The 12,060-nt window shown below is 62.8% G+C and carries 14 protein-coding genes; 1 reads left to right on the forward strand and 13 read right to left on the reverse strand.

Features of this window, described 5'->3' with window-relative positions:
- Positions 1-13 precede the first annotated feature (13 nt).
- The 6 genes from O4H62_RS11115 to O4H62_RS11140 form a co-directional block, all read right to left on the reverse strand.
- On the reverse strand, positions 14-1,504 hold the full coding sequence (locus tag O4H62_RS11115) for an ABC transporter substrate-binding protein (protein ID WP_269387800.1): 1,491 nt from the start codon (positions 1,502-1,504) through the stop codon (positions 14-16).
- Positions 1,505-1,541: 37 nt separating this feature from the next.
- The gene (locus O4H62_RS11120) at positions 1,542-2,846 is read right to left on the reverse strand and encodes an acetylornithine deacetylase/succinyl-diaminopimelate desuccinylase family protein (protein ID WP_269387801.1); all 1,305 of its coding nucleotides are present in this window, start codon (positions 2,844-2,846) and stop codon (positions 1,542-1,544) included.
- 120 nt (positions 2,847-2,966) lie between these two features.
- Positions 2,967-3,296, reverse strand: a complete 330-nt coding sequence (locus O4H62_RS11125) for a septal ring lytic transglycosylase RlpA family protein (RefSeq protein ID WP_269388561.1) — start codon at positions 3,294-3,296, stop codon at positions 2,967-2,969.
- 158 nt (positions 3,297-3,454) lie between these two features.
- Positions 3,455-4,327: an SDR family oxidoreductase gene (locus O4H62_RS11130; RefSeq protein ID WP_269387803.1), complete on the reverse strand. Its 873-nt coding sequence runs from the start codon at positions 4,325-4,327 to the stop codon at positions 3,455-3,457.
- A gap of 4 nt (positions 4,328-4,331) precedes the next feature.
- Positions 4,332-5,552 carry a tRNA epoxyqueuosine(34) reductase QueG gene (queG, locus tag O4H62_RS11135; protein ID WP_430538418.1) on the reverse strand — a complete coding sequence of 407 codons (1,221 nt, stop codon included), beginning with the start codon at positions 5,550-5,552 and terminating at the stop codon, positions 4,332-4,334.
- Between the two features lie 4 nt (positions 5,553-5,556).
- Entirely contained in the window at positions 5,557-6,249 is a 693-nt protein-coding gene (locus tag O4H62_RS11140) for a glutathione S-transferase family protein (protein WP_269387805.1), read from the reverse strand.
- A 187-nt stretch (positions 6,250-6,436) separates the two neighbouring features.
- On the opposite strand from O4H62_RS11140, the gene O4H62_RS11145 reads away from it, so the two are divergent.
- The gene (locus O4H62_RS11145; RefSeq protein WP_269387806.1) at positions 6,437-7,240 is read left to right on the forward strand and encodes an undecaprenyl-diphosphate phosphatase; all 804 of its coding nucleotides are present in this window, start codon (positions 6,437-6,439) and stop codon (positions 7,238-7,240) included.
- A 10-nt stretch (positions 7,241-7,250) separates the two neighbouring features.
- Here O4H62_RS11145 and O4H62_RS11150 read toward each other — a convergent pair whose 3' ends face one another.
- The 7 genes from O4H62_RS11150 to pmtA form a co-directional block, all read right to left on the reverse strand.
- Positions 7,251-7,403: a hypothetical protein gene (locus O4H62_RS11150; protein WP_269387807.1), complete on the reverse strand. Its 153-nt coding sequence runs from the start codon at positions 7,401-7,403 to the stop codon at positions 7,251-7,253.
- A gap of 254 nt (positions 7,404-7,657) precedes the next feature.
- Complete coding sequence (locus O4H62_RS11155; protein WP_269387808.1) at positions 7,658-8,422, reverse strand: sulfite exporter TauE/SafE family protein; 765 nt, start codon at positions 8,420-8,422, stop codon at positions 7,658-7,660.
- An 8-nt stretch (positions 8,423-8,430) separates the two neighbouring features.
- The gene (locus tag O4H62_RS11160) at positions 8,431-9,411 is read right to left on the reverse strand and encodes a complex I NDUFA9 subunit family protein (RefSeq protein ID WP_269387810.1); all 981 of its coding nucleotides are present in this window, start codon (positions 9,409-9,411) and stop codon (positions 8,431-8,433) included.
- A gap of 152 nt (positions 9,412-9,563) precedes the next feature.
- The gene (locus O4H62_RS11165; protein ID WP_269387812.1) at positions 9,564-9,857 is read right to left on the reverse strand and encodes a DUF1330 domain-containing protein; all 294 of its coding nucleotides are present in this window, start codon (positions 9,855-9,857) and stop codon (positions 9,564-9,566) included.
- Positions 9,858-9,876: 19 nt separating this feature from the next.
- Positions 9,877-10,605, reverse strand: a complete 729-nt coding sequence (gene pyrF / locus O4H62_RS11170; protein ID WP_269387814.1) for an orotidine-5'-phosphate decarboxylase — start codon at positions 10,603-10,605, stop codon at positions 9,877-9,879.
- 90 nt (positions 10,606-10,695) lie between these two features.
- Positions 10,696-11,277, reverse strand: a complete 582-nt coding sequence (locus O4H62_RS11175) for an NADPH-dependent FMN reductase (RefSeq protein WP_269387816.1) — start codon at positions 11,275-11,277, stop codon at positions 10,696-10,698.
- Between the two features lie 98 nt (positions 11,278-11,375).
- Positions 11,376-11,975 carry a phospholipid N-methyltransferase PmtA gene (gene pmtA / locus O4H62_RS11180; protein ID WP_269388564.1) on the reverse strand — a complete coding sequence of 200 codons (600 nt, stop codon included), beginning with the start codon at positions 11,973-11,975 and terminating at the stop codon, positions 11,376-11,378.
- Between the last annotated feature and the right edge of the window lie 85 nt (positions 11,976-12,060).

Consider the following 12,060-nt stretch of genomic DNA (forward strand, 5'->3'; position numbering starts at 1 on the left):
AAGGTCAGGGGTCTCACTCTTCCCAGTAGACACCGGTCATGTCGTTGGCCTGGGTCGGCGAGTTGAGCCAGATCCCTTTCAGCTTGGCGCTGATGACGCCGGCGCGGGCAAGCTGGAACAGGTAGGCATTGACGTAATCGTCAGCAATCTTCTTCTGCGCCGCCTGCATCAGCTCGGTACGCTTGGCCGGGTCGGTGGCGTTGGCGAGGTCCGCCATGATCGCCTTGAAGTCCGGATCGCCGTACTGGAAGTAGTAGTCGTCGCGGGCATAGATGCCGATATCCATCGGTTCGGTGTGCGAAACGATGGTCAGGTCGAAGTTCTTGGCCTTGAACACGTCATCCAGCCACTGCGCCCATTCGACATTGGTGATGTCGGTGTTGATACCGACCTCACGCAGCTGCGCCGCAATGATTTCGCCGCCGCGACGTGCATAGCTCGGCGGAGGGAGCTTCAGCGACAGGGTAAGATCGCTGACGCCGGCTTCCGCAAGCAGCGCCTTGGACTTTTCGGGGTCGTAGGCCGACTGGGCGGTCAGGTCGACATAGGCCGGGTTGTGCGGGGCGAAATGGGTGCCGATCGGCGTGCCGTAGCCGAACATGGCGCCATCGATGATCGCCTGACGGTCGATGGCATGGGCGATCGCCTCACGCACCTTGACGTTGTCGAGCGGCGGCTTCTTGTTGTTCATGGCGAGGATGGTTTCACCCTCGGACGAGCCGGTGATCACCTTGAAACGCGGATCGGCCTCGAACTGCACCAGGTTTTCCGGAGCCGGGAAGGCCGGGTAGGCATCGAGGTCGCCGGCCATCATCGCGGCAAAGGCCGCAGTCGGGTCGGAGATGAACTTGAAGGTCACCTTGTCGAGCTTGACCGGTGTCCCCCAATAGCCGTCATAACGGCCGAGTTCGACGCGGTCGCCCTTGACCCATTCGGTGAGCGTGAACGGTCCGGTGCCGACCGGCTTGGCGGCGTTGTCGGCTGCCGTCTCCGGCGCGACGATGACTGCATCGCCCCAGGCCATGTTGAACAGGAACGAGCCGTTGGGCTTGGACAGGGTCACCTTGACTGTGGCCGGATCGACCACGTCGACCGAGGCGATGTCGGCGAACAGGGCCTTCTGGGCGTTGGTCGAGCCTTCCGCGCGGGCGCGGTCGAGCGAGAACTTGACGTCATCGGCGTTGAAATCCGAACCGTCATGGAACTTCACACCGGTATGCAGCTTGAAGGTGTAGACAAGGCCATCGTCGGAAATTTCCCAGCTTTCGGCCAGCGCAGGCAGGATTGCACCGTCGGAGCCAAAGCGGGTGAGGCCTTCAAAAACGTTGGCATAGACCACCTCGTCGATCGCCGCGGCGGCGCCGCCGGTCGGGTCGAGGTTCGGCGGCTCAAGCTGCATGCCGATGGTCACATCCATCTTGGCAGCCATGGCCGGCGTGACGCCGAACGCCAGGCCCAGAGCCAGTAACGAAACGGCTGTTGCCGCAATCGGATTCTTTGTCATGTCTGCTTCCTTCGCTCCCGTTGGCACGGCTTACGTCTTACGCGCGTCCGTGCAGAAGATCGTCCAAGGCAAAGGCCATAACCCTTGCCGAATCGACCATGTCGTCGATCCCCACATACTCGTCCGGCTGATGCGCCAGATCGAGGATGCCGGGGCCATAGGCGATACAGTCTTTCAAGCGACCAATGCGGTCAATATGTTTCTGATCGTAGGTGCCGGGCGAGACCACATGCACCGGCTCGCAGGCGAGCGCGGAGCGGATGCCGCGCTCGACCGCCTTGACCACCGGCGCCTCGACCGAGGTCATGGTGGGGCTGACCTGCCAGAGTTCCTCGAAATCGTAGCGGAAGTCTTTCCGTTCGGCCTTGACCCGCTCGAGCAGCGAAATGATCTCGCCGCGCACCTCCTCGGCCTGTTCCTCGATCAGGTAGCGCCGGTCGATGACCATGCGCGCCTCGTCGGGCACGCAGGCCGACGGGAAACCGGTGAAATCCGGATCGGGCTCTGCCTGCCCGCCGTGCAGCGAGTTGATGTTCATGGTGGATTGGCGGGCACCATCGGGCACCACCGGCATGGCGGTGTGCCTGCTGGCCAGAGCCGGAAACAGCGATGTTTCCATCTCGGCGATGACCGCGCCCATGTGACGGACAGCGCAATCGCCCAGGAACGGCATCGAGCCATGGGCGATGCGGCCGTGGGTCTTGATCTGGGCCCACATGACGCCGCGGTGACCGAGGCAGATGCGGTCCTTGTTGAGCGGCTCGGGGATGATCACGTGCTGCACGCGCTCGGGCGAGAAATAGCCCTGCTCCGCCAGCCAGGCGACACCGCCATAGCCGCCGGTTTCCTCGTCAGCCGTGCCCGAGATCTCAATGGCGCCGGGATAATCGGGAAAGAGGGCGACGAAGGCTTCGGCGGCGATGATCGATGCGGCAAGCCCGCCCTTCATGTCGCAGGCGCCGCGGCCATAGATCTTGCCGTCGGAGACGGTTCCGGCGAAGGGATCGAAGGTCCAGCCGGCGCCGGTCGACACCACATCGATATGGGAATTGAAATGAACGCAGGGGCCGGAGCGGCCGCCCTCGCGGCGGCAGATGACGTTCCAGCGCGGATGGCGCTCGCTGTCGCCGGGCGTGCCTTCGGCGCGCAGCAACTTGATGTCGAACCCGGATTTTTCCAGACGCCGGGCGAGATACTCGCAGATGTCGCGATAGAAATCGCCGGGCGGATTGAGCGTCGGGATGCGAATCAGATCCTGGGTCAAGGCCACCAGATCATCGCGCCGCGAGGCAATCTCCCTGGTCAGAGCCTGCTGCCGCCCCAGAATTTCCGCGCTTTCCATCGTTGCCCGCCCTTGCCAGCGCGGGGCGTTCGAACGGACGCACACCAGCGCTGTAACCCCTTGAAAGAATACATGCCTGGCTACAATAGCGAGACAAACGGGGCTGGCAAGCGGATTGGATCAGGAAACCACGCGATAGCAGACTTTGGCGACGCCTGACTTGATCATGCCGAGGTGGCTGGCAGCCGCCTTGGACACGTCGATGATGCGGCCCTTGACGAAAGGTCCCCGGTCATTGATGCGGACGACAACCGATTTTCCGTTGCGTGGATTGACCACCTCGACCCTGGTTCCGAAACGAAGGCGCGGATGGGCGGCGGTCAGTTTCGACGGATCCATGCGCTCGCCAGACGCGGTGCGCGAGGTCAGGGCATACCATGAGGCGCGGCCACAGGACGGCTCGGCGGCGGAGGCCGGGCTGACGGCGGAAACAGTGGTTGCGGCAGTCATGAGGCCCGCAAGGAACAATGCGGCGGCCCGGGCGTTGAGAGTTGTTGACGTCAATTTGGAATCCCTTTTGGTGATGCCGCGGGTAATGGGCAGTCAAGCAGGCCAAAAGAAGATCGCCAAGTTCACTTATTGTTGCGGTTTGTTGCAACCCGCCGACGCTAGCCCTTCCAGGTTCCGTCACGATACAGGGCCGCCAGCCCGGTGAAATAGTCGGGATACAGGAAACTGTATCCGGCCGCCTTGATCCTGGCGTTGGAAACGCGCTTGTTTTCGCCGTAAAACGAACGCGCCATCGGCGACAGGTCTGCGGTTTCGAAATCGATCTCGGCGGGCGGCTCGCGCCCCATGATCCGCGCCGCTTCGCTGACAACGTCCTGCGGCGGGGCCGGCATGTCGTCGGTGACATTGTAGATGCCGCCAAGCCGCTGCCTGGCGAGCAGGGCGGTGGCGCCGCCGATGTCGGCGACATGGATGCGGTTGAACACCTGTCCGGGCTTGATCAGCCGCCGGGCCTTGCCTTCATGGGCCGTCTTGAGCGCATTGCGTCCGGGACCATAGATTCCGGAAAGCCTGATGACGGCAAGCGGCACGCCGGCTCCGGCAGCCAGCCGGGTCCATCCGTCTTCAGCCGCCAGGCGGGCAACGGAGCGTTTGGAGACCGGCTTGCACGGGGTTTGCTCATCGACCCAGTCGCCGTCATGGTCACCATAGACGCCGACAGTGGAGAGATAGCCGATCCATTCGAGCTTCGGCATCGGGCGGCGCAAACCGCCGGCAAATGCGTCGAGAAGCGGGTCGCCGTCGGTGTCGGGCGCAATCGACATGACCAGGTGGGTGACCTCGCTCAGTGCGGCGGCCAGATCATCCGATGGCATGCCGCCTTCATAGACGAACGGTGTCAGGCCGGCGCCTTGCAACGCAGCGAACCGTTCCGGGCTTCGCGTGGTGCCGCCGGAAAAATCACACTCACCGGCAAGCGTCCGGGCAATGGCAAGACCGGAAAATCCGGCGCCGAAGATCATCAGTCTCATGGGTTCACCCCTGTTCCAGTGCATTTCCTGCGCCAAGCGCCATCCGCCATTCTTCCCTGACTTCCACTTCGGGCTCCTGACCAGCCTCGGCAGCAAGCCGGCGCAGCCGGTCAGGTGCAACCAATTGCGACAGGGCCCAGACGGCGGCCCCCCGCACCAGCGGCGACGCGTCGTTCAGCAAGGATTCGCAGGGCGGCACGAGATCCGGCTCGCCACTGTTGCCTGCGGCCATCAGCACATTGCGCAGGAACCTGTCGCGGCCGATACGCTTGACCGGAGAGCCTGAGAAGAAAGTCCGGAACGCCGGGTCATCCATGGCGAGAAAGCCCAAAAGCGACGGCGCGCGCAGGTCTTCGCGCGCGACCAGTTTCGCCTCGCTTGCGGCCCGGGCGTACTTGTTCCAGGGGCAAGCCGCCAGGCAATCGTCGCAGCCATAGACGCGGTTGCCGATGGCTGTGCGGAATTCGCGCGGAATCGGGCCCTTGTTCTCGATGGTCAGATAGGAAATGCAACGCCGCGCATCGATCTGGTAGGGGGCCGGGAAAGCATCCGTCGGACAGGCATCGAGACAGGCGCGGCAGGAGCCGCAATGGTCGATTTCGGGGACATCGGCTGCCAGATCAACGGTGGTGAAGATCGAGCTGAGGAAGATCCAGGAGCCGTGGCTGCGGCTGACCAGATTGGTGTGCTTGCCGATCCAGCCCAGGCCCGCGGCCTGCGCCAGCGGTTTTTCCATCACCGGAGCGGTGTCGACAAAGACCTTGACGTCACCGCCGGCACGGGCGGCGAACTTGCCCGCCAGTTCCTTCAGCTTACCCTTGATGATGTCATGGTAATCGCGGTTGCGGGCATAGACCGAGATCGAGGCGTTTCCGGGTTGGTCCAGGTTTTCAAGCGGGTCGCAATCGGGGCCGTAGTTCATTGCCAGCACGATCACCGAGCGCGCTTCCGGCCACAGACCCTTCGGATCGGATCGGCGATCCAACGTTTCCGCAAGCCATTGCATGGAGCCATGGCGGCCAAGCGCCACGAATTTGGTCAGGCGATCGCGCAAGCTGGCTTGCGCATCCGCGGGGGTCACGGCAAGAGCGCAAAAGCCCAGACGCTCTGCCTCGGTGTTCAGGAACGCTTTAAGCCGTTCCGCCCTTGCTTCGGAGACATTCGCGCCGCCGGGGGCTACCGCGCCGTCCGGCGTATGGGGCCGGCTATGGCTTCCGCCCGCCATCTGCCTAGAAGTCAAGGTCGGCGTAGTGGGCGACCGGCGGCAGGTTGCGGATCCGGTCGGCCAGCAAGGGCCGGAAGGACGGACGCGACTTGACCCGCTGGTACCATTCCTTGGCCTGCGGGTACTCGTTCCAGTCGATCTCGCCGAGATAATCCATCACCGAGAGCGAAGCCGCGGCGGCAAGATCGGCATAGCTGAGCTTGTCGCCGGCCAGCCAGGCGCGGGATCCGGCAAGCCAGGAGAGGTATTTCATGTGCTGGCGGATATTGGCGCGGCCGGTGCGCAGCATCTTCGGATCGGGGGCGCCGCCGCCCTTGCTCGTGGGCAATTGCAGCTTGATGATCCGCTCGCGCACCAGCGGGCGCACCACGTCCTGCTCGAACTTGATCATGAACCATTCCGTCAGCCGGCGGATTTCGGCGCGGCGGAACGGGTCCTCAGCCAGAAGCCGGCGGTCGCGCTTGAACACGCCGAAGGATTCATCGAGCCATTCGGCAATGATGTGCGGCCCGCACAGGGCGTGGCCATTGTCGGTCACGCAGACAGGCAGGGTGCCGGCCGGATTGATCTTGAGAAAATCCGGACGCTTCTCCCAGGGCAGCTCCTCCACCAGCTCCGCGGCAAAATCGACCTCGTTGAAACAGACCCTGACGAAACGGGACGCTGCGGATATGGTGTGATGATAAAGAACTGGCATCGTGAAGCTGAGCGTGTTTGCGTTGGCGCCGGTGCGCGGGACTGGTCAGATTCCGGAAAATAGAGCTATAGGGACTGGCCCACGGCAAGACAAGCGAATCACTGATCAGGTGTCCGCGAATCCTCGTCGCCAAAAGGGGCGATCCAATGGCGCATGCCTTCAATCGTGCAGAAAGGGACACTCCGGCATGAATGAAACGACAATTGTGGGGGCATTTCTCGGCCTCATCGAAGGTCTTACGGAGTTTGTCCCGGTCTCGTCGACGGCGCATCTGCTGCTGGCGGGACATTTCCTCGGCTTCCAGTCCCCGGGAAACAGCTTCGAGGTGCTGGTGCAGCTGGGCGCGATCCTGGCAATCCTGTCGGTCTATTTCGCCCGGCTCTGGACCCTTGCCATCTCACTCCCGTCGAGCGCCCGGGCGCGGCATTTTGTCGGGGCCATTCTGGTGGCTTTCCTGCCGGCAGCGTTGATCGGGGCGCTGGCGCATGGCTTCATCAAGTCGGTGCTGTTCGAATCGACAGCGCTGATCTGCTGGGTGCTGATCGGCGGCGGCATCATTCTGCTGATCATCGACCGGATGAAGCTTACGCCGAAATACACCAATGTGATGGATTATCCGATGTCGCTGGCCTTCAAGATCGGGCTTTGCCAGTGCCTGGCGATGATTCCCGGCACCTCACGGTCGGGCGCAACCATCGCCGGCGCATTGCTGATGGGGACCGACAAGCGCTCGGCGGCAGAATTCTCGTTCTTTCTCGCCATGCCGACCATGGTCGGAGCCTTCACGCTCGATCTCTACAAGAACTACGACAAGCTCGCCTATGACGATGTGGTTACGATCATCGTCGGATTTGTCATGGCCTTCATCGCCGGCGTGATCGTGGTGCGCAGCCTGCTCGATTTCGTTTCACGACACGGCTTTGCCCCGTTCGCCTGGTGGCGAATCGCAGTCGGCAGTCTGGGTCTTGTCGGATTGTGGCTGCTCGGCTGAGCCGGAAGGGCTACTCGGCGACGGCCTGAACGGCGCAGGGATCGACGCCATAGGCCGGGGTGCAGCCCTTGGAAGAATGGGCAACGCTGCGCGGCGCAAAGGCGGATGCGGACAGAATCACCACAATTGCGAATGCGAACGCGGATACGACTGTTTTACCCATTAACTCATGTCCCGATGGTAACTGATGCAGTGCGCTGCGTCATGCAGCCCGGCATTGATCTTTATTAACGTGTTTGAACTGTTCCGATTCCCGGCACATTGCGCAGGGGGCATATTTGCCGAACCGGACGAGTGAGCCCCGTCGGACGGACATTGCCCGCCGCAGAAGCAGGGGCGATTTACGCTTCTCCGCAATTTGGTTCAAGCCCGAATCCCGGACCTCCCCCAATAAAGCGGCTCTTTCTTAAATCATCGCTAACCATGCGCCATTCCGGCAACACTTCGCCGGATCAGATCGAGCGCCAGCACGGTCAGACAGATTTTGAAGATGAGCTGAAAGCGGCTTTCAGGCGTCTTGCGCAGGATGTGGGTTCCGACCCAGGTTCCTGCCAGTCCGGTGAGAACCATCGCGGCGATCAGTGGCAGCCAGGGCCCGAAGGCAAAGCCGGCAAGCGCGAAAGCCGCCGTCTTGACCATATGCTGAAGGCTCATCACCGCCGCCGTGGTGGCCTGAAATCGCAGCCGGTCGGGAAAGGCCTTGGACAGAACCACGGCGTTGAACGGGCCGGTGGCGCCAAAGATCATCGTCAGGAACGTGGTGATGGCTCCCGTCACCGCGAAACCCGGCAGCCGGATGGCGGCGAGACGGGGCAGCCGCATCCAGGTGATCAGCAGGATGAACCCGCCAAGTGCGGCCTTGAGTACGGAATCAGACAGCGCGCCCACCACGGAGCTGCCGGCCCAGGCTCCCGGAACGGCGCCGATGAAGAAGGCCGCCAGGCAGGTCCAGGCAACATGGCTGCGCAGCAGCGCGACGCGGCCGACATTGGAGCCCAGTTGCACCACACCATGGACGGGAATGATGGCGACGACAGGCACCAGGTATCCCATCAGCGCAAGCAAGGCCACGCCGCCGCCAATGCCGACCGAGACGGTCAGTGCGGAGGTGAAGAAACTGGCGGTGATCAGGACAGCCGCCGCCCAGGCTTCAAGCCCCGGCGGCAGCAAGGCTGCTATCAATGACCCGTTCAGGCTTCGCTTCCGGTGCCGCTGTACTGGCCGTGCGGACGGTAGCGGGTCAGGTAGCTCGGCAGGATCGCTTCCACGGTGGTCTGCGGGATACCGAGACCGGCCAGGGTGCGGTTGTCCCTGTTTGCGGCATCCGAGACGACGTTGTCGCTCTTGAGCAGAACCACCTGGTCATCGGTCAACGGCGGATCGATGAAAGGAACAAATGTCGCGATCTTGCCGATGAGCGAAGCCAGCCCCCACGGCAGCGGCAGCAGGGCGCGCTTGCGCTGGGTGACCTCAAGGATCTCTTCGAGAACCTCCTTGAAGCTCATCACCCGCGGGCCGCCGAGTTCGTAGATCTTGCCGCCTTCCACAACGCCGTCGACGCTGCGGGCAACGGCCTCGGCAACGTCGCCGACATAGACCGGCTGGAACCTGGTTTCCCCACCGCCGATGAGCGGCAGGGCCGGCGAAAAGCGGGCCATTTCGGCAAACTTGTTAAAGAAACCGTCTTCCGGACCGAACACGATCGAGGGACGCAGGATCACCGCATCGGGCAGAACCTTGAGAACCGCAACTTCGGCCAGGCCCTTGGACCGGGCGTAGTCGGAGTCCGAATCAACATCGGCGCCGATCGCCGAGATATGGGTGAGACCGGCGCCTGCCGCCCGGGCTGCTTCCGCCACCGCGCGGGCGCCAAAGTCCTGCACCGCAGCAAAGGTGTTGCGGCCGGATTCAAACAGGATGCCGACGCAGTTGACGACGTGATCCGCGCCAATGACCGCACGGTCGACCGAGTCCCGGTTCCTGAGATTGGCCTGGACGGCAACGATCTGGCCAACACCGCCCAGGGGCTGAAGATGCCCGGCGAGATCGGGCCGGCGGACGGCCACGCGGATGCGGTACCCGCGGCGGGCGAGCGCACGCACGACGTGGCGGCCAACAAAGCCGGACCCGCCGAAGACCGTGACGAGCTTGGGTTGATTGAGCGATGTCATCTGTGCACTCCCTGACAGGATCATTCGGGCCATATGTTTTCGCATGCGCAAAAAGATTCGGCCGCAGTCCACCCAAGCTCATAATCAAAAACCCCGGCGAGGTGAAGGGCTCCTCCAGCCCGTGCGGGGATTAATCGCAGCATGCCGTGGTTTCAGGCGTCATTGCCCTTGATGATCAGGAGCTCGCCGTCGGAAAACTCCTGACGGATGGCCCTGGCCTTCTGATAGGTTTCGGAGTTGTAGCAGGCCAGCGCCGCCTCATAGCTCGGAAACTCGATGACCACATTGCGTGACCGCGCCTGGCCCTCGACCGGATCGAACTCGCCGCCGCGGACCAGGAATGTCGCGCCGAACTCCCTGTAAGCCGGCGTCGCGGTCTCGATATAGGCCTTGTATGCTTCAGGATCGTGCACATCGATGCGGCCGATCCAGTATCCCTTTGCCATGCTAGCCTTCCCTTCTTTTCTAGTTGCCTGCCATCTCGGCATTGATGGCGCGGGCTGCGGCCGCCGGATCGGACACCGCGGAAATCGGCCGCCCGACCACGAGATGGGTGGCGCCGGCGGCAAGCGCATCGGCCGGCGACATGACCCGCTTCTGGTCGCCGTGATCTGCCCCCGCGGGGCGAATACCCGGTGTCACGATGGCCATGTCCGGACCAACAATCGTGCGGACGATGCCGGCTTCCGCCGCCGAACAGACGATCCCGCCCATTCCGGCATCGCGGGCCTGCGCGGCGCGGCGCTCAACCAGTTCCCCGGCAGACAGGGCGTAACCGGCGTCGGCGACATCGGCATCGTCCATCGAGGTCAGCACCGTAACGCCGAGAAGGCAGAGATCGCTGCCGCGGGCCGCCTCGACGGCCGCGCGCATGGCCTTCGGATAGGCATGGATGGTCAGCATGTCGACGCCCATCCGGACGACATTCTCGACGCCCTTGGCAATCGTGTTGTCGATGTCGAGGAGTTTCATGTCGAGGAAGACCTTGCGCCCCGAGGACTTGAGGTCACGTGCCAGGGCCAATCCTCCGGCAAAGGCAAGCTGGTATCCGATCTTGTAGAACACCACTGCGTCGCCAGTCCGTTCGACCAGAGCCTCGGCCTCGACCAGCGTCGGCACATCAAGCGCCACGATCAGGCGCGGATCAACATTTCCATAAGCGGGCACACCCGGTTCAAGCGCTGCATGTGGCATTTCGCATTCCCTCCGTGTCAGCCGGTCCTCGCATGAAGACAGGGAGATCGCAAGACCATCGCGAACAGCATCGATCAAATGGGTCGGCCGTTACCCGTTCGACATCATGGAGCAATGCCTGATCAAAGACTTGCAGGTATTAACCAGCATCGTGTTGGCGCGCTCGTCTTTGAGCCGTCCGTCGGCCTCGAAAGCATCGGCAGCGCCGCTGACCGCGCATTGTTCGCTGATCACCTGGGTTCCGACGTTCACCATCACCGAGCGGACATGATAGAGGCCGCGAATCCCGCCCAGCTTGCCGTTCGATGCCGATCCGAGGGCGACGTAGCGCCCGGCCCAGGGCTTGAAAACCTTGTCACCATCCCTGGTGATCAGACTGACCCAGTCGATCATGTTCTTGAGCAGCGGCGGGATCGAGGAATTGTATTCCGGACAGCACAGAAAGACGCCATCATGCGCCGCGATCAGATGGCCGAGTTTCAGGGCATTTTCGGGAATGCCGGTCTCGTTTTTCAGGTTCTCGTCGAGGATCGGCAGCGGATAGTCGACCAGCGAGATCCGGGTGACATCGGCCCCCTGCTGCGCCAGTTCGACGGCTGCGGCGGCGGCCAGCGCGGCATTGAACGAACCGGTGCGGTTCGAACCGGGAAGAACGAGAATTCTGGGGGTCATGAAGTGCTCCGCTGTCTGCCGGTCCCTTTCCGGGACCGTGCTGTCCGGGGTTTCATATAATACACACAGACCACGAGGGAAGCCGATGACGGCGGATTTCAGGCAGTCGGGATGCCGCGGCGGTAGATCCACAGTCGCGCGGGCGGGACATTGCGCAACACGAAATCATGGTGGACCACCTGAAAACTGGTGCCCCGCGCCAGCACCGGCGACATGGCGCCGTAGGAGAACTGCACCACCGGCCTTCCCGGCGGGATGCGATCGAGCAGGTCCTCGATCAGCGCAACCCGGCTGGCCATCGGAAAATTGAGAAGCGGAATACCCGAAACCACGCTGTCGAAGAGGCTCGTTCCAAGATCACCAAGCGTTGCATCAAGATCAAAGGCGTCGCCGCGGATAAAGCGGACTTCGGGAAAATCCAGTTGCAAGCGGGCATGAAAATCGGGAGAATACTCGATCGAGACCAGGTTCGACGGGGGCACGCCACGCGCCAGAATGGCGCGGGTGATGACGCCGGTTCCGGGTCCGAGTTCAAGCACCGGCAGCCCCGAAGCGGGATTGACCACCGCGGCCATCGAGCGGGCGGTAACCGAAGAAGTCGGCATGATCGCGCCAACCGCTTTCGGTCCGTCCATCCATCCCTTGAAAAAACGGATCTCGTCATCGAACCGGCGGACAAACCGCCCGGGAAAACTCATACTCACGGCCTGCACCCTCCAGCGGCGCCCCTGTCCTCAGGGCAGCTTATACCCCACCAGTTGAACAGCAAACATGGTTTCTCTT

This window comes from Parahoeflea alexandrii (assembly GCF_027214025.1).
Classification (GTDB): Bacteria; Pseudomonadota; Alphaproteobacteria; order Rhizobiales; family Rhizobiaceae; genus Hoeflea; species Hoeflea alexandrii_A.